This is a genomic window from Streptococcus oralis, from assembly GCF_026782375.1.
Classification (GTDB): Bacteria; Bacillota; Bacilli; order Lactobacillales; family Streptococcaceae; genus Streptococcus; species Streptococcus oralis_CL.
The window spans coordinates 209,160-227,211 of record NZ_JAKUWJ010000002.1 but is presented as its reverse complement, the minus strand read 5'-3'; the positions used below and the strand labels follow the sequence as shown (position 1 = coordinate 227,211).

General features: G+C 39.3%; 19 protein-coding genes. 16 read left to right on the top strand and 3 right to left on the bottom strand.

Annotation, left to right across the window (positions count from 1 at the left end; genetic code table 11):
• From pgsA to tsf, 10 genes are all read left to right on the top strand, one after another.
• Complete coding sequence (pgsA, locus tag MK409_RS06705) at positions 1-546, top strand: CDP-diacylglycerol--glycerol-3-phosphate 3-phosphatidyltransferase (protein ID WP_000712145.1); 546 nt, start codon at positions 1-3, stop codon at positions 544-546.
• Complete coding sequence (locus MK409_RS06700) at positions 543-1,370, top strand: energy-coupling factor ABC transporter ATP-binding protein (RefSeq protein ID WP_268705758.1); 828 nt, start codon at positions 543-545, stop codon at positions 1,368-1,370. Before pgsA ends, MK409_RS06700 begins: the two co-directional genes overlap by 4 nt.
• On the top strand, positions 1,355-2,194 hold the full coding sequence (locus MK409_RS06695) for an energy-coupling factor transporter ATPase (RefSeq protein ID WP_268705757.1): 840 nt from the start codon (positions 1,355-1,357) through the stop codon (positions 2,192-2,194). The genes MK409_RS06700 and MK409_RS06695 overlap by 16 nt, the downstream gene beginning before the upstream one ends.
• Positions 2,187-2,981 carry an energy-coupling factor transporter transmembrane component T family protein gene (locus tag MK409_RS06690; protein ID WP_268705756.1) on the top strand — a complete coding sequence of 265 codons (795 nt, stop codon included), beginning with the start codon at positions 2,187-2,189 and terminating at the stop codon, positions 2,979-2,981. The genes MK409_RS06695 and MK409_RS06690 overlap by 8 nt, the downstream gene beginning before the upstream one ends.
• 60 nt (positions 2,982-3,041) lie before the next feature.
• Positions 3,042-3,860 carry a rod shape-determining protein MreC gene (gene mreC / locus MK409_RS06685; protein WP_268705755.1) on the top strand — a complete coding sequence of 273 codons (819 nt, stop codon included), beginning with the start codon at positions 3,042-3,044 and terminating at the stop codon, positions 3,858-3,860.
• Positions 3,860-4,354, top strand: coding sequence for a rod shape-determining protein MreD (gene mreD / locus MK409_RS06680; RefSeq protein WP_268705754.1), 495 nt, complete (start codon positions 3,860-3,862; stop codon positions 4,352-4,354). The genes mreC and mreD overlap by 1 nt, the downstream gene beginning before the upstream one ends.
• A gap of 93 nt (positions 4,355-4,447) precedes the next feature.
• Positions 4,448-5,659 (top strand): peptidoglycan hydrolase PcsB, encoded by a 1,212-nt coding sequence (pcsB, locus tag MK409_RS06675; protein ID WP_268705753.1) that lies wholly within the window; start codon positions 4,448-4,450, stop codon positions 5,657-5,659.
• A 210-nt stretch (positions 5,660-5,869) separates the two neighbouring features.
• Positions 5,870-7,081, top strand: a complete 1,212-nt coding sequence (locus MK409_RS06670; RefSeq protein WP_268705790.1) for an aminoacyltransferase — start codon at positions 5,870-5,872, stop codon at positions 7,079-7,081.
• A 278-nt stretch (positions 7,082-7,359) separates the two neighbouring features.
• Positions 7,360-8,139: a 30S ribosomal protein S2 gene (gene rpsB / locus MK409_RS06665; RefSeq protein WP_000268475.1), complete on the top strand. Its 780-nt coding sequence runs from the start codon at positions 7,360-7,362 to the stop codon at positions 8,137-8,139.
• A 78-nt stretch (positions 8,140-8,217) separates the two neighbouring features.
• Entirely contained in the window at positions 8,218-9,258 is a 1,041-nt protein-coding gene (tsf, locus tag MK409_RS06660) for a translation elongation factor Ts (protein WP_268705752.1), read from the top strand.
• 89 nt (positions 9,259-9,347) lie between these two features.
• Here the strand turns inward: tsf and cysK are convergent, their stop codons facing one another.
• The 3 genes from cysK to MK409_RS06645 all read right to left on the bottom strand — a co-directional run bounded on the left by cysK (position 9,348) and on the right by MK409_RS06645 (position 11,465).
• Entirely contained in the window at positions 9,348-10,274 is a 927-nt protein-coding gene (gene cysK / locus MK409_RS06655; protein WP_268705751.1) for a cysteine synthase A, read from the bottom strand.
• A gap of 96 nt (positions 10,275-10,370) precedes the next feature.
• Entirely contained in the window at positions 10,371-10,814 is a 444-nt protein-coding gene (locus MK409_RS06650; RefSeq protein ID WP_268705750.1) for a PH domain-containing protein, read from the bottom strand.
• A gap of 15 nt (positions 10,815-10,829) precedes the next feature.
• Positions 10,830-11,465: a YigZ family protein gene (locus MK409_RS06645; RefSeq protein WP_268705749.1), complete on the bottom strand. Its 636-nt coding sequence runs from the start codon at positions 11,463-11,465 to the stop codon at positions 10,830-10,832.
• 56 nt (positions 11,466-11,521) lie between these two features.
• Between MK409_RS06645 and MK409_RS06640 the strand changes: the two genes are divergently transcribed.
• From MK409_RS06640 to rplI, 6 genes are all read left to right on the top strand, one after another.
• Complete coding sequence (locus MK409_RS06640) at positions 11,522-12,820, top strand: DEAD/DEAH box helicase (RefSeq protein WP_268705748.1); 1,299 nt, start codon at positions 11,522-11,524, stop codon at positions 12,818-12,820.
• Entirely contained in the window at positions 12,817-13,479 is a 663-nt protein-coding gene (locus tag MK409_RS06635) for a ComF family protein (RefSeq protein WP_268705747.1), read from the top strand. Before MK409_RS06640 ends, MK409_RS06635 begins: the two co-directional genes overlap by 4 nt.
• A 79-nt stretch (positions 13,480-13,558) precedes the next feature.
• The gene (gene hpf / locus MK409_RS06630; RefSeq protein ID WP_000599111.1) at positions 13,559-14,107 is read left to right on the top strand and encodes a ribosome hibernation-promoting factor, HPF/YfiA family; all 549 of its coding nucleotides are present in this window, start codon (positions 13,559-13,561) and stop codon (positions 14,105-14,107) included.
• A gap of 155 nt (positions 14,108-14,262) precedes the next feature.
• Positions 14,263-15,441: an acetyl-CoA C-acetyltransferase gene (locus MK409_RS06625; RefSeq protein ID WP_268705746.1), complete on the top strand. Its 1,179-nt coding sequence runs from the start codon at positions 14,263-14,265 to the stop codon at positions 15,439-15,441.
• 162 nt (positions 15,442-15,603) lie between these two features.
• A complete protein-coding gene (locus MK409_RS06620) occupies positions 15,604-17,577 on the top strand; it encodes a DHH family phosphoesterase (protein WP_268705745.1) in 1,974 nt (657 codons plus the stop codon).
• Positions 17,574-18,026: a 50S ribosomal protein L9 gene (gene rplI, locus MK409_RS06615; protein WP_000864211.1), complete on the top strand. Its 453-nt coding sequence runs from the start codon at positions 17,574-17,576 to the stop codon at positions 18,024-18,026. Before MK409_RS06620 ends, rplI begins: the two co-directional genes overlap by 4 nt.
• Positions 18,027-18,052 lie beyond the last annotated feature (26 nt).

Below are 18,052 nucleotides of genomic sequence, written 5' to 3'. Positions count from 1 at the left end.
ATGAAAAAAGAACAAATCCCTAATGTATTAACAATTGGTAGAATTCTCTTTATACCTCTCTTTATTCTTATTTTGACTTTGGACGATTCACAAGGCAGTCACCTGCTGGCAGCGATTATCTTTGCAGTTGCTAGTGTGACAGATTATCTTGATGGTTACCTTGCTCGTAAATGGAATGTGGTTAGCAACTTTGGAAAGTTTGCAGATCCAATGGCGGATAAGTTGTTGGTTATGTCAGCTTTTATCATGTTGATTGAGTTGGGTATGGCTCCAGCTTGGGTTGTTGCTATTATCATCTGTCGTGAACTCGCTGTGACAGGCCTTCGTCTGTTGCTCGTTGAGACGGGTGGAACAGTTCTGGCGGCAGCGATGCCTGGGAAAATCAAGACCTTTAGTCAAATGTTTGCCATTATCTTTTTGCTCTTACATTGGAATTTAATTGGGCAACTGTTGCTTTATATCGCTTTGTTTTTCACTATCTACTCTGGTTATGATTATTTCAAGGGTAGCGCTCATCTATTCAAAGGGACATTTGGTTCGAAATGAAATCGATTATTGAAGTAAAAGATCTGTCTTTTCGATACAAAGAAGATCAAGAGTATTATGATGTTAACAGCGTTACGTTTCACGTGAAACGTGGGGAGTGGCTCTCAATCGTAGGCCATAATGGGAGTGGGAAGTCAACAACTATTCGTTTGATTGATGGCTTGCTTGAAGCGGAGTCTGGAGAAATCTGGATAGATGGCCAATTGCTATCCTCGGAGAATGTTTGGGACTTGCGTCGTCAAATTGGTATGGTTTTTCAAAATCCAGATAATCAATTTGTTGGGGCAACTGTTGAAGATGATGTTGCCTTCGGTCTAGAAAATCAGGGACTTCCTCGTGAAGAAATGAAGAAAAGAGTGGCTGAATCTTTGGAGTTAGTAGGTATGCTAGACTTTAAGAAGAGAGAACCAGCCCGCTTATCTGGTGGACAAAAACAACGGGTGGCCATTGCAGGAGTTGTTGCCTTGAGACCTGCTATTTTGATTCTGGACGAGGCTACAAGTATGTTGGATCCCGAGGGGCGCAGAGAACTGATTCAGACAGTTCAAGAGATTCGAAAAGACTATCAGATGACAGTTGTCTCCATTACGCATGACTTGGAAGAAGTTGCGATGAGTGACCGTGTATTGGTCATGAAAAAAGGCCAAGTGGAGTCAACCATTAGCCCCAGAGAACTTTTTTCTCGGGACGACCTTGACCAGATAGGCTTAGATGATCCCTTTACGAATCAATTGAGAGAATCTTTGAGAGAGACAGGCTATCAGTTGCCAGATGGTTATTTGACAGAAGGAGAGCTAGAGGACAAGTTATGGGAATTACTCTAGAAAATGTGAGCTTTACCTATCAAGAGGGGACACCCCTATCTTCATCAGCCTTGACTGATGTTTCCTTGGCGATTGAGGACGGCTCCTATACAGCTTTGATAGGACATACAGGTAGTGGAAAATCGACCATCTTACAGCTTTTAAATGGCCTATTGCTTCCAAGTAAGGGTTCTGTTCGAGTTTTCGATACCGTCATTACTCCTACATCAACAAATAAAGAAATTCGACAGATTCGAAAGCAAGTCGGTCTAGTGTTTCAATTTGCTGAAAATCAGATTTTCGAAGAAACTGTTTTGAAAGATGTTGCGTTTGGACCACAAAATTTTGGAGTTTCTGAGGAAGAAGCACAGGAAATTGCGCGTGAAAAGTTAGCCTTGGTGGGCATTGATGAGTCACTCTTTGAGAGGAGTCCATTTGAACTTTCGGGTGGTCAGATGAGACGTGTGGCCATTGCAGGGATACTAGCCATGGAGCCTACTGTCTTGGTTTTGGATGAGCCAACAGCTGGACTAGATCCTTTGGGCAGAAAAGAATTGATGACCCTGTTTAAAAAACTTCACCTTGCTGGAATGACAATCGTCCTGGTAACGCATTTGATGGATGATGTAGCTACGTATGCTGATCAGGTCTATGTTATGGAGAAGGGGCGTTTAGTCAAAAGTGGCAAACCGAGTGATGTTTTCCAAGATGTAGCCTCTATGGAAAAGGTGCAGTTAGGTGTGCCTAAAATAACAGCCTTTTGTAAACGTTTGGCAGATAGAGGTGTAGCTTTTAAAAAACTGCCAATCAAGATAGAGGAGTTTAAGGAGTCGCTAAATGGATAGTATGATTTTAGGGCGTTATATACCAGGAGATTCCATCATTCATCGCTTGGATCCCCGTAGTAAATTGCTCGCTATGATCCTGTTGATTTTGATTGTATTTTGGGCCAATAATCCCCTGGCCAATCTCATTCTTTTTGTAGCGACAGGTATATTTATCGCTTTGTCGGGTGTTTCCCTCTCATTTTTTGTTCAGGGATTAAAATCCATGTTTTTCTTGATTGCTTTTACGACTCTATTTCAACTCTTTTTCATTTCAAGTGGAAATGTCTTATTTGAGTTTTCTTTTATAATAATAACGGATTATGCTTTGCAACAAGCTGGGATTATTTTCTGTCGTTTTGTATTGATTATTTTCTTTTCGACTTTGCTAACCTTAACGACCATGCCTTTGAGTCTGGCAGCTGCAGTTGAATCTCTTTTAGCACCTCTGAAACGCGTGAAAGTTCCCGTTCATGAAATTGGTCTCATGTTATCAATGAGTTTGCGTTTTGTTCCAACCTTGATGGATGACACGACGAGAATTATGAATGCTCAGAAGGCTCGTGGAGTTGACTTTGGCGAAGGTAGTATCGTTCAAAAAGTAAAGGCTATGATTCCGATTTTAATTCCTCTTTTTGCGACGAGCTTAAAGCGTGCAGATTCATTGGCAATAGCCATGGAAGCGCGTGGTTATCAGGGAGGAAAGGGTAGAAGCCAGTATAGACAGTTGAGATGGTGTCAAAAGGATACACTGGCGATTCTTGTGATTCTGGTGCTGGGATGTCTCTTATTTTTCTTAAAATCTTAGTGGATTTGTAAGATTTATAAAAAAATCACAGTAGTAGATCTTTAGTAAAAAGGTAGGAATATGAACCGTTTTAAAAAATCAAAATATCTAATCATCGTTTTTGTCACAGTTCTGGCAGTTTCTGTACTATTAGTGACAACCTATTCAAGTGCTATTGTGACAAAACTAGGAGATGGCATTTCCTTAGTAGATAGAATTGTTCAAAAACCCTTTCAGTGGTTTGATGCTTTCAAATCGGATTTGGGACATTTGACGCAGACTTACAATGAAAACGAAAGTCTAAAAAAACAACTCTATCAACTAGAGGTGGAGTCTAATCAATCAGAACGTTTAAAAACAGAAAATGAACAACTACGTCAGCTTCTAGAGATGAAGTCAAAATTACAGGCGACAAAAACCCTAGCAGCAGATGTGATTATGCGAGCTCCTGTGTCTTGGAAGCAAGAGTTGACAATTGATGTGGGAAGTTCAAAAGGAGTTTCTGAAAACATGTTGGCCATTGCAAACGGTGGCTTGATTGGTAGTGTTTCAAAAGTAGAGGAGCATTCAACAACGGTCAACTTATTGACAAACACTGAAAATTCCGACAAAATTTCCGTTAAAATTCTGCATGGTTCTACTGAAATTTATGGAATCATCGTTGGTTATGACAAGGAAACCGAACTGCTTAAAATTAGTCAATTAAATAGTAATAGCGACATTAGCGCGGGAGACAAGGTGACGACAGGGGGGCTCGGAAACTTTAATGTTAAGGATATTCCTGTTGGTGAGGTTGTTGCCACATCGCACAGTAGTGACTATCTAACACGAGAGGTAACAGTAAAGTTGAGTGCTGACACCAAAGATCTTCATGTGGTAGAGTTAGTGGGGAATTCGTAATGAGACTGTTTAAACAAGTTGGTATTTTCTTTTTACTCCCTGTTGCCGTTCTAGTTGATGCTCATATTGGTCAATTGGTGGGATCCTTCTTCCCCCACTTTCATTTAGCCAGTCATTTTCTATTCTTGTTTCTCTTATTTGAGACAATCGAGGTGTCAGAGTATCTCTATCTAGCCTATTGTTGTATAGTGGGTTTGGTTTACGATATTTATTTTTTCCACTTGATTGGAATTGCCACGCTTTTGTTTATCGTGATTGGTGCTTCGCTCCACAAGTTTAACAGTGTGATTCTGACAAATCGTTGGACAAGGATGCTGACTATTATTGTAATCAGTTTTCTGTTTGATATGGGGAGTTATCTTCTGGCTTTAGCTGTAGGATTGACGGTAGATTCTATGCCAGTTTTCATTGTCTATAGTCTTGTCCCATCAATGATTCTGAACTTCTTATGGATGGTGATTTTCCAATACATTTTTGAAAAATATTATCTATGAGAAAGAAATATAAATGTAACAAAGGCGTAATATTTATTATGTCTTTTTTTGGTATACTAGTAATGTCTTAAATAGAAGGAGTATCTACATAATATGAAGAAAAAAATCTTAGCGTCACTTTTGTTAAGTACAGTATTGGTTTCACAAACGGCGGTATTAACAACTGTTCATGCTGAAACAACTGATGAAAAAATTGCTGCTCAAGATAGTAAAATTAGTGACTTGTCAGCTAAACAAAAAGAAGCTCAAAAAGAAGTAGATGAAATCCAAACGCAAGTTACAGCTATTCAAACACAACAAGCAAGCTTGCAAGCTGAAAATGAAACACTACAAGCTGAGTCTAAAAAGCTTGAAGGAGAAATTACAGAGCTTTCTAAGAACATTGTTGCTCGTAATGACTCATTGGAAAAACAAGCACGTAGCGCACAAACAAATGGTGCTGCAACTAGCTACATCAACACAATTGTAAACTCAAAATCAATTACTGAAGCTATTTCACGAGTTGCAGCTATGAGCGAGATTGTATCAGCTAACAACAAAATGTTGGAACAACAAAAGGCTGATAAAAAATCAATTGCTGAAAAACAAGTTGCGAATAACGAAGCTATCAATACCGTAATTGCCAACCAACAAACTCTTGCTGACGATGCACAAACATTGACAACAAAGCAAGCTGAGTTGAAAGTTGCTGAGTTGAACCTTGCTGCTGAGAAAGCAACTGCAGAAGGTGAGAAAGCAACATTGTTGGAACAAAAAGCAACAGCTGAGGCAGAAGCGAAAGCAGCAGCTGAGGCAGAGGCAGCTTATAAAGCACGTCAAACAAGCCAACAACAATCAGTTGTTGCTTCTGGAAATACAACACTTTCAGATCAAGTGCAAGCAGCTTCAAGCTCTTCATCAGATGATGATTCAAGCTACACTCCAGCACCTGCTCCAACTGTAACTAGAACTCGTCCAACATATAGCTCAAATGCTTCAAGTTATCCTGTAGGTCAATGTACATGGGGTGCTAAGACCTTGGCTCCATGGGCCGGTGATTATTGGGGTAATGGTGGTCAGTGGGCAGCTAGTGCAGCGGCTGCAGGTTTCCGTACAGGTTCTACACCACAAGTTGGCGCAATTGCTTCATGGGATGATGGAGGATACGGTCACGTAGCAGTTGTTACAGCAGTTGAATCATCAACTCGTATTCAAGTTTCTGAGTGTAACTATGATGGCAGTGGAACTCAACCAATCGGAAATTATCGTGGATGGTTTAATCCGACAGCATCAAGAGGTACTGTAAGATACATTTATCCAAACTAATATACTGATTATTACTAAATTTAGGGTGAGATTTTATTAATCTCACTCTTTGTATAGTGCTGAAAAATAAATTGCATTATATAATTACTTGAACTTCTATTCTATTCTATTCTTATAATTGTTTGGTTAAAGTAAAATGAAACGTAGGGATTTAGTACGAGTGTAGCATGTTAATAAAGAATGTTTTCTAAGGGAGTCGGTGTTGGAGTTATGTTTACGTATAAAATAAATGTTGATGTTAAAGAGTGGGATTTATTTTTAGAAAATCATCCTCAAGGAAATTTATTGCAGAGTAGTGATTGGTACAAGATAAAGAATACTTGGGGGAATGAGAGAGTTGGCTTTTATAAAGACAATCAATTAGTTGGAGTAGCAAATATCTTAATTCAGCCGCTACCATTAGGACTTTCTATGTTCTACATTCCACGAGGTCCAGTAATTGATTATGAAGATAAAGAACTTCTGAAATTTGTTCTTTTAACGTTGAAAAAACTTGCTAAAAAAAGCCATGCAATAATGGTTAAATTTGACCCAAGTCTATTTATCAGTAGAGGTCTTATTGGCCAAGAAACTGTCCAAAATTCTATGACTTTAGAAATTGTTGAAGAACTGAAAAAAAATAAAGTTCATTGGACAGGCTTAACAAAGGATATGGCAGAAAATATACAACCACGTTTTCAAGCTAATATTCATAAAGAAAATTTTTCACTGGATCAACTTTCTAAGTCTACTAGACAGGCCATCCGAACTGCAAGAAATAAAGGATTGGAAGTAAAATTTGGTGGACTCGATTTATTAGATGAATTTTCATTTTTAATGAAGAAAACAGAGTCTCGTAAGAACATTAGTTTACGAGACAAAGATTACTATCAAAAGTTACTGACTACTTATCCTAGCCACTCCTTTATCACACTGAGCTATTTAGATCTACCTAATAGATTGAAAGAAGTTGAGAAGCAATTCGAAAAGAATCTAAAAACAGCGCAGAAGTTTACAGATAAAACGAAAGAAGGTAAAGTAAAAGATAATCAGCAAGAGAGAAATCGATTAGAAGAAGAAATTTCTTTTCTTAAGAGCTATATTGATAGAGGAGATAGTGTTGTCCCATTGTCTGGTACTTTAACTATCGAATTTGGGAAAACTTCTGAAAACTTATATGCTGGAATGAATGAAGAATTTAGACACTATCAACCTGCTATTCCTACATGGTTTGAGACAGCTCAACATTCTTTTGAACGAGGGGCTGAGACTCATAATATGGGTGGAATTGAAAACAACTTAGAGGGTGGGTTAATTAACTTTAAATCCAAGTTTAATCCTACTATCGAAGAATTTGCTGGTGAGTTTAATTATCCAACTAGTTCATTATATTTCTTGTTTAATCTAGCTTATAAAATTCGTAAGAAACTTCGAAGTAGATAGGATAAACTAATTATTTTGCCACTATATTAAATTTAAAAAAATTAGCTATCAGAACATCTCAGCAGTATATGTTGAGATGTTTTAAATTTAGAGCTTTCAACTAGTAATTTAATAAGAAAAAATAACAAAATCACTTGAAATAAAGCTCCAATTATGATAGAATGAAACTTATCGTGTAAACGATAATACTCATTCTTGATGAATTGTGAAACTGTTGCCCTCGGGTCGTTTTGCAAGTTGAAATCGAGGAGAGGAAAAAACAAAAAGGAGAAATACTCATGGCAGTAATTTCAATGAAACAACTTCTTGAGGCTGGTGTACACTTTGGTCACCAAACTCGTCGCTGGAACCCTAAGATGGCTAAGTACATCTTCACTGAGCGTAACGGAATCCACGTTATCGACTTGCAACAAACTGTAAAATACGCTGACCAAGCATACGACTTTATGCGTGATGCGGCAGCTAACGATGCAGTTGTATTGTTTGTTGGTACTAAAAAACAAGCTGCTGACGCTGTTAAAGAAGAAGCAGAACGTTCAGGTCAATACTACATCAACCACCGTTGGTTGGGTGGAACTCTTACTAACTGGGGAACTATCCAAAAACGTATTGCTCGTTTGAAAGAAATCAAACGTATGGAAGAAGAAGGAATCTTCGACGTTCTTCCTAAGAAAGAAGTTGCACTTCTTAACAAACAACGTGCACGTCTTGAAAAATTCTTGGGTGGTATCGAAGACATGCCTCGTATCCCAGATGTAATGTACGTAGTTGACCCACATAAAGAACAAATCGCTGTTAAAGAAGCTAAAAAATTGGGCATCCCAGTTGTAGCGATGGTTGACACAAACACTGATCCAGACGATATCGATGTAATCATCCCAGCTAACGATGACGCTATCCGCGCTGTTAAATTGATCACAGCTAAATTGGCTGACGCTATCATCGAAGGACGTCAAGGGGAAGATGCAGCAGCCGTTGAAGCAGAATTTGCAGCTTCAGAAGCTCAAGCTGACTCAATCGAAGAAATCGTTGAAGTTGTAGAAGGCGACAACGCTTAATTCATATAAATAGTAATTACCTAGGAGGGCGGGGCCTAGCCCAGCTCTCCTATTTTTAAAAAATATAGGAGAATCAAAATGGCAGAAATTACAGCTAAACTTGTTAAAGAGTTGCGTGAAAAATCTGGTGCCGGTGTTATGGACGCTAAAAAAGCGCTTGTAGAAACAGACGGTGATATCGAAAAAGCGATCGAATTGCTTCGCGAAAAAGGTATGGCGAAGGCAGCTAAGAAAGCTGACCGTGTTGCTGCAGAAGGTTTGACAGGTGTATTTGTTAACGGTAACGTTGCAGCAGTAGTTGAAGTAAACGCTGAAACTGACTTCGTTGCGAAAAACGCTCAATTCGTTGACTTGGTAAATGCTACAGCTAAAGTAATTGCTGAAGGAAAACCAGCTAACAATGAAGAAGCTCTCGCTTTGACAATGCCTTCAGGTGAAACTCTTGAAGCAGCGTATGTATCTGCAACAGCAACTATCGGAGAAAAAATCTCATTCCGTCGTTTTGCTTTGATTGAAAAAACAGATGCACAACACTTTGGAGCTTACCAACACAATGGTGGCCGTATCGGTGTTATCTCTGTTATTGAAGGTGGAGACGAAGCTCTTGCTAAACAAATCTCAATGCACATTGCTGCGATGAAACCAACAGTTCTTTCTTACAAAGAATTGGATGAGCAATTTGTTAAAGATGAGTTGGCTCAATTGAACCACGTAATTGATCAAGACAACGAAAGCCGTGCAATGGTTGGTAAACCAGCCCTTCCACACTTGAAGTATGGATCAAAAGCACAATTGACTGATGAAGTGATTGCTCAAGCAGAAGCTGACATCAAAGCTGAGTTGGCTGCAGAAGGCAAACCAGAAAAAATCTGGGACAAAATCATCCCAGGTAAAATGGATCGCTTCATGCTTGACAACACTAAGGTTGACCAAGCGTACACACTTCTTGCACAAGTCTACATCATGGACGATAGTAAGACAGTTGAAGCATACCTTGAATCAGTTAACGCTTCAGTAGTTGAGTTCGCTCGCTTTGAAGTTGGTGAAGGTATCGAAAAAGCTGCGAACGACTTCGAAGCAGAAGTTGCAGCTACAATGGCAGCAGCCTTAAATAACTAATAATGAAAAGGAAGCAATTTGCTTCCTTTTTTTATTTTAGAGTGAGTAAACAAAAAGCCCTTTAATAAGGGCTAAGTGCATTTAGGAGACTACACTTCAAATTCATAGAGTGCTGTAGACAGATAACGTTCGCCGTTATCTGGTGCTAAAGCAAGGACTTTCTTACCCGCACCTAATTTTTTGGCAACCTCAATTGCCCCGTAAATCGCTGCAGCGGAAGAAATCCCAACAAGGAAGCCTTCTTTTCCGCCAATCTCACGACCAAGTGCAAGAGCATCATCTGATGTTACACGGACGATACCGTCATAGGCTTCTGTATCAAGTGTTTGAGGAATAAATCCAGCTGAGATACCTTGAATTTTGTGAGGTCCTGGTTTTTCGCCAGACAGAATAGCAGATTCATCAGCTTCAACTGCAAAAATTTGAATATTAGAATTTGCTGCTTTAAGTGCATGTGAAACGCCTGAAATCGTTCCACCAGTACCAACACCACCCACAAAGGCATCTAGTCCATCAGAACCAAAAGCAGCTAGTATTTCAGCTCCTGTTGTTCTTTCGTGTACTTCAGGATTAGCTGGATTATTAAACTGGAGTGGAAGAAAACCATCGCGTTCAGCTGCGATTTCTTGGGCTTTGGCAATCGCACCTTTCATACCTTCGCTACCAGGTGTAAGGACGAGTTCAGCGCCATAGGCTTGGATAATCTTACGTCGTTCCACACTCATCGTTTCTGGCATGACGATAACAACTTTATATTCTTTAGCAGCACCAACCCATGAAAGACCGATTCCAGTATTTCCACTTGTTGCTTCAACAATAGTAGCACCGGGTTTTAGAATGCCATCCTGCTCAGCTTTTTCAATCATGCTAAGGGCAATACGATCTTTGACTGAAGATCCTGGGTTAAAGGCCTCTAGTTTAACATAGACGTCTGCAGCACCCTCTGGAACAATGTTGTTAAGTTTAACAATTGGTGTTTGTCCGATTAGTTCAGTAATATTATTGTAGATAGTCATAGATATACCTCTTTGTATAAGATGATTCTAGTATAACGTGCTCTAGGCTATTTGTAAAATATAGAAATCCTATCGAAGCGATAGGATTTTTTTATATCAAAGATCTAAGCCATTAAATTTCAATCGATTGTGATAAGCAAGTTCTAGTAAATAGCTGTAAAGGGGAAGAATATCCGTTTTCTTAGGAAATTCAAATTTGTGGTAACTAAAATGCTCATTATGTGCTTTTAGAAAGACATTCTCTAAATAAGTGATCGTAATCTCACTATCGTCTATACCTGCTCCCGCAGTTTCCATTTCAACGTTGACAATGTTCATCAAAAAGAGTGACTTAACAGACATCTTGCGACCAGTAGCGCCTTGCTTATCTGTAAAGATGATACGAATATTTGTAAAGATGATTGCGTCACGAATGAGCTTATATCCACTTTGGATTTCTTCATTCTCTAGTAGGTATTGACCATATTCTTTGATAAGAGCTTCTTTGTTTTGCTCACTGAAGTTACCAGCAAGTCCTTGAATAAATTTCCCAAACGCCATGTATTTCTCCTTTATTTACACTAAGTTTACAGGAACTTCAACTTCTCGTAAACCTTGATCCGTTAAAGTAACCTTTCCATTAAAAAACTCTACAAGAGCAGACTTAATATTTTCTTTCTCTTCCTTATCAACATAAATTATGGTATCGATTTGATCTGTAAAGTTTGTCTCGATTTCCGCGAGTTTATGTTCTCTAAGAAAATTGCTATATTCTTGATACTGAGCGTAAGACATCTGAATGGCTATGCCAGCTTGCTCTTTGATTTCAATAATGCCTATTTCTTTGACAGCCAAGGCTACACTTCCTGCGTAAGCGCGAATCAAACCGCCAGCGCCTAACTTAATTCCACCAAAGTAACGAGTAACTACTACACAGACATTGGTAAGATTATGATTTTCTAAGACGCCAAGCATAGGGACTCCAGCAGTACCACTAGGCTCACCATCATCATTCGTACGCTTGATTTCACTGCGTTCCCCTACAATAAAAGCAGAGCAGTTATGGGTGGCTTTGTAGTGTTCTTTTTTGATAGCAGTGATAAAGTCACGAGCTTCTTCTTCACTATAGACACGCTTTACGTGACAGATAAAGCGTGATTTTTTGATTTCTTCTTGGACTTGCCCGTCCTCTTTAATTGTTCTAAATTCCATGATTTAATTGTACTAAAAAATTACCTAAAGCGCTATATTTTTACGAATAAAGAAGTATGAAAGTAAATCCAAACTATCTCGGTCGCTTGTTTACTGAGAAAGAATTAACGAAAGAAGAACGTCAGATGGCTGAGAAACTGCCGGCAATGAGAAAAGAGAAAGGGAAACTGTTTTGTCAACGTTGTAATAGTAGTATTCTAGAAGAATGGCATTTACCTGTAGGTGCTTACTATTGTAGGGAGTGTTTATTGATGAAGAGGGTCAGGAGTGATCAAGCTTTATACTATTTTCCGCAGGAGGATTTTCCTAAGCAAGACGTCCTCAAATGGCGTGGTCAGTTAACACCTTTTCAAGAAAAAGTTTCAGAGGGACTTCTTCAAGCGGTAGACAAGCAAGAGCCAACCTTGGTTCACGCTGTAACAGGAGCGGGAAAGACAGAGATGATTTATCAAGTTGTGGCTAAAGTGATTAATGAAGGTGGTGCAGTTTGTTTAGCCAGCCCTCGAATTGATGTGTGTTTGGAGCTGTATAAACGACTGCAGAATGACTTTGCTTGTGAGATAGCACTAATTCATGGTGAGTCAGAACCCTATTTTCGAACACCACTAGTTGTTGCAACGACTCATCAGCTGTTAAAATTTTATCATGCTTTTGACTTGCTGATAGTGGATGAAGTAGATGCCTTTCCTTATGTTGACAACTCTGTTCTTTACTATGCTGTAAACAAATGTGTAAAGGAGGAGGGGTTAAGGATATTTCTTACAGCGACCTCTACAGATGAGTTAGATAAAAAGGTTCGCACTGGAGAATTAAAAAGGTTAAGCTTGCCAAGACGATTTCATGGAAATCCATTGATTATTCCAAAGCCAGTTTGGTTATCGGATTTTAATTGTTATTTAGATAAGAGTCAGTTATCTCCAAAGTTAAAAACCTATATAGAGAAACAGAGGAGGACCGGTTTTCCATTACTGCTTTTTGCATCAGAAATTCAGAAAGGTGAGAAGTTGAAAGAAATCCTGCAGGAGCAGTTCCCGAATGAGAATATTGGTTTTGTGTCCTCTGTTACAGTAGATCGATTAGAGCAGGTACAAGCTTTTCGAGATGGGGAGTTGACAATCCTTATTAGTACAACAATTTTGGAGCGTGGGGTCACCTTTCCGTGTGTGGATGTTTTTGTTGTAGAAGCTAATCATCGTCTCTTTACCAAGGCTAGCTTGATTCAGATTGGAGGGCGAGTTGGGCGCAGTATGGATAGACCGACTGGTGAATTGCTCTTCTTTCATGATGGATTAAATGTTTCCATTAAAAAAGCAATCAAGGAAATTAAGCAGATGAACAAGGAGGCAGGCTTATGAACTGTTTATTATGTGGACAGACAATAAAGAGTGACTTGACATTTAGTCACCTTTTGCTGTTTAAGAATGAGAACAACCATCTTTGTTCAGATTGTGAGTCTACTTTTGAGAAAATTGGTGAGGACTATTGCCCGAACTGTATGAAAACAGGTCTGTCAACTATGTGTCAAGATTGTAAATTTTGGTGTAAAGAAGGGATTCAAGTCGATCATAATGCAATCTTCACCTATAATCAAGCTATGAAAGACTTCTTTAGTCAATATAAGTTTGATGGGGATTTTCTACTTAGAAAGGTTTTTGCTCCTGTTTTAGCTAATGAATTGAAAAAGTATGGAGACTATCAATTTGTTGTCATTCCCCTAAGTCCTGAAAGATTGCTTGAGAGGGGATTTAACCAGGTTGAAGGTTTGGTTGAGGCAGCAGGGTTTTCTTTTCAAGATTTACTAGGGAAAAGAGAAGAGACGGCTAGTTCTTCTAAAAATCGCTCGGAACGATTAGCTACCGAAATTCCATTTTTTATAAAAACTGAAGACCCTCTTCCTAAGAAAATTTTGGTTATTGATGACATCTATACAACAGGTGCGACTGTCAATCGTGTGAAGCGTCTTTTTGAAGAAGCAGGAGCTTTGGATGTTAAAACTTTTTCCCTTGTAAGATGAGGAAAAAATTTGCAAAATGAAAATGAAAACGCTATAATATAGTTAGAAAAACAAAAATGTTTAGAAAGAAGGTACTTATATGATTAAATATAGTATCCGTGGTGAAAACCTAGAAGTAACAGAAGCGATTCGTGATTATGTAGTTTCTAAACTCGAAAAGATCGAAAAGTATTTTCAACCTGAGCAAGAGTTGGATGCACGTGTGAATTTGAAAGTTTACCGTGAAAAAACAGCAAAAGTTGAAGTAACGATTCCACTTGGATCTATTACTCTCCGTGCAGAAGATATTTCTCAAGATATGTATGGCTCTATCGATCTTGTAACTGATAAAATTGAACGTCAGATTCGTAAAAATAAAACAAAAATTGAACGTAAAAATAAAAATAAAGTTGCGACAAGCCAACTCTTTACAGATGCCCTAGTTGAAGATGCAAATGTTGTGCAACCAAAAGTAGTTCGTTCAAAACAAATTGATTTAAAACCAATGGATTTAGAAGAAGCGCTTCTTCAAATGGATTTGTTGGGACATGATTTCTTTATCTATGTAGACGTAGAAGATCAAACAACAAATGTTTTGTATCGTCGTGAAGATGGTGAAGTTGGTTTGCTCGAAGTAAAAGAATCATAAGAAAAGGTTTTTATCAAAGTGGTTTACACCAGTGTAAACCACTTTTGCATTTTAAAATAGTTCTTTGATAACGATTTTGTAATGTTTTTTTTTAGGAATTTTTGGTTTAAAGACTTAAGAAAAATTTTTATTTCCTAGACTTAATGGAGGTAGTCATGAAAGATGTAGTTATTGTTTCGGCAGTGCGAACACCTTTAGGTTCCTTTGGCGGGAGCTTGAAGAATGTTTCTGCTGTTGATTTGGGATCTTTGGTAATTAAGAGTGCTTTGGAAAAAGCGAATATTAAACCAGAGCAGGTAGATGAAGTGATTATGGGGAATGTCCTAGGCGCAGGTTTAGGCCAAAACGTGGCTCGCCAAATGAGTATTCATGCTGGGCTTCCTGAATTTACACCAGCCTTTACCATTAATAAGGTTTGTGGTTCCGGTTTGAAGGCAGTGCAGTTAGCTGCTCAAGCGATTCAGTGCGGAGATGCAGATATTGTCGTGGCTGGTGGTGCAGAAAACATGAGCCAGGCTCCATATGTTTTGCCAAGCTTCCGTTGGGGTGGCCGTATGGGAGATTCGAAAGTGGTAGATACCATGATTAAGGACGGTTTGTCTGATGCCTTTAACGAATACCATATGGGGATTACAGCTGAGAATGTGGCCGCAGAATATGGTGTTAGCCGGGATGATCAAGATGCGCTTGCTTTGGAATCACAAAAACGAGCAGTGGCGGCTATAGAATCTGGACGCTTTAAGGAAGAGATTGTTCCGGTGGTCATTCCTCAACGTAAAGGCGATCCTATCGTCTTTGATACAGATGAATTTCCTAGAAAAGATGCTAGCTTGGAGAGTCTGTCTAAGCTGCGTCCTGTTTTCAAAAAAGACGGTTCTGTTACAGCGGGAAATGCCTCAGGTATCAATGACGGAGCGGCAGCTGTCTTGGTCATGAGTGCTGAAAAAGCTGAAGAATTGGGACTTCCAGTCATTGCTCGCATTCGTTCGTATGCAAGTGCAGGTTTGGATCCTAAGATTATGGGATGTGGACCGATTTATGCGACCCGTAAAGCTCTTGAAAAAGGCAATTTGACAGTTGATGATCTCGACTTGATCGAGTCAAATGAAGCCTTTGCTGCTCAAGCTTGTGCGGTTGGGAAAACGCTTGGCTTCAATACCGATATTGTCAATGTCAATGGTGGTGCGATTGCTCTTGGTCACCCAATTGGGGCTTCAGGTTGCCGTATCCTAGTGACTCTGGTACATGAGATGATGAAACGTGATGCTAAAACTGGTTTAGCTACTCTCTGTATCGGAGGAGGGATGGGAACAGCCCTCATCGTTGAACGTTAAGTGACAGTAACCGGAGTATATAGATGTGCGGGAGGATGGTTAGCTTATCCTCCTTTTTTCGTCTAAAACTATATGAAATTCTCAATAAAAGGAAGGTTTACCTCTTTTAAAAGGTCGCTTTTTAAGGGCATTTGTGATATAATAATGCGCAAGAGGTTTAGAATGAAAAAAAATAATTTAACTCCGAATTCTGCGATTCTACTAGGGCTTGTAACTTTCGGAACCTTAACAATGCTGATTATTTTTTCACAAAATAATGTTGTAACAATCAGTGTCTTGTTTTTATTTGTACTTCTTTATCTGCTTTTATTTGTCTGGCAAAAAAAACAGTATGAAAAGAGCGAAATTGAACAAATTCAATACGTAAATCATCAAGCGGAAGATAGCTTAAACACGCTGCTCGAACAAATGCCGGTTGGTGTTCTGAAATTAGACCTATCTACTGGCGAAGTAGAGTGGTTTAATCCTTATGCTGAGTTGATTTTGACTACTGAAGAAGGCGAAATTGATGTCGAATTGATTCAAACCATCATCAAAGCTTCGGTGGGGAACCCTGGTTCTTACGCCACCTTGGGGGAAACACGCTATGCCGTTCATATGGACAAGGCTTCAGGTGTCCTGTATTTCTTTGACGTTTCAGGGGAATACGAAGCAACTGTCGAGTTGGTAACGAGTCGACCAGTGATTGGAGTCATCTCGGTCGATAACTACGATGATTTAGAAGATGCGACTTCTGACTCGGATATCAGTCATATCAATAGTTTTGTGGCCAACTTTGTATCGGAGTTTACGGAGAAGTATGCCATGTTTTCTCGGCGCGTGGGGATGGATCGATTTTATCTATTTACTGATTATACCGTGCTTGAGGAATTGATGAATGATAAGTTCTCTGTCATTGATGTTTTCCGCGAAGAGTCGAAACAGAGACAATTGCCCTTGACTTTAAGTATGGGATTTTCTTATGGTGATGGAAATCATGATGAGATAGGAAAAGTTGCTCTTCTAAACTTGAACTTAGCAGAAGTTCGCGGTGGTGATCAGGTGGTGGTCAAGGAAAATAACGAAACCAAGAATCCTGTCTACTTTGGTGGAGGAACTGCTGCATCTATCAAACGTACTCGTACACGTACCAGAGCCATGATGACAGCCATTTCTGATAAGATTCGAAGTGTTGACCAAGTTTTTGTAGTCGGTCATAAAAATCTAGATATGGATGCTTTGGGATCTGCTGTTGGTATGCAGTTGTTTGCGAGCAATATTACAGAAGACAGTTATGCAGTCTACGATGCAGATCAAATGTCGCCAGATATCGAGCGGGCTATCAACTTCTTGGAAAAAGAGGGAGTCACCAAGCTCTTGCCTCTGTCTGATGCGATGAGGCTAGTTACAAAGCGCTCTTTGTTGATTCTAGTAGATCATTCCAAGACAGCTTTGACCTTGTCCAAAGGTTTTTATGATCTATTCACGCAAACCATTGTCATTGACCATCATCGACGTGATCAGGATTTTCCAGAGAATGCTGTAATTACCTATATCGAAAGTGGAGCAAGTAGTGCGAGTGAGTTGGTCACAGAATTGATTCAGTTCCAAAATTCTAAGAAAAATCGTTTAAGTCGTATGCAGGCCAGTGTTTTGATGGCTGGTATGATGCTGGATACCAAAAACTTTACGTCTCGAGTAACGAGTCGAACTTTTGATGTGGCTAGCTACCTTCGAACACGTGGAAGCGACAGCATCGCGATCCAGGAGATTGCTGCGACAGATTTTGAAGAATACCGTGAGGTAAATGAACTCATTTTACAAGGTCATAAGCTAGGTTCAGATATCTTGATTGCCCAAGCTAAGGACTCAATGTCTTATGACACAGTTGTTATCAGTAAGGCTGCCGATGCTATGTTGGGCATGTCTGGTATTGAAGCCAGCTTCGTTCTAGCGAAAAATACACAAGGATTTATCTCTATCTCGGCTCGAAGTCGCAGTAAAATCAATGTGCAACGCATTATGGAAGAGTTGGGTGGCGGTGGTCACTTTAATCTAGCTGCTGCGCAAATCGAGAATATGAGTCTGTCAGAAGCAGGAGAAAAATTGACTCAACTTGTCTTGGATGAACAAAAGGAAAAGGAGAAAGAAGAATGAAAGTAATCTTTTTAGCAGATGTCAAAGGAAAAGGGAAAAAAGGCGAAATCAAGGAAGTGCCAACTGGCTACGCTCAAAACTTCCTGATTAAAAAGAATTTGGCCAAGGAAGCGACTGCTCAAGCAGTGGGTGAGTTGCGTGGAAAACAAAAATCAGAAGAAAAGGCTCATGCTGAAATGATTGCTGAAGCAAAAGCCATCAAGGCTAAGCTTGAAGCAGAAGAAACAGTTGTAGAGTTTGTTGAAAAGGTTGGACCAGATGGCCGTACATTTGGCTCCATCACTAACAAGAAAATTGCAGAAGAATTGCAAAAGCAGTTTGGTATTAAGATTGACAAACGCAATATTCAAGTGCAAGCACCAATTCGAGCAGTAGGTTTGATTGATGTACCAGTGAAGATCTATCAAGATGTTACAAGTGTCATCAATCTTCGTGTAAAAGAAGGTTAAGTTTACAACTTCTTGACAAGATTGTA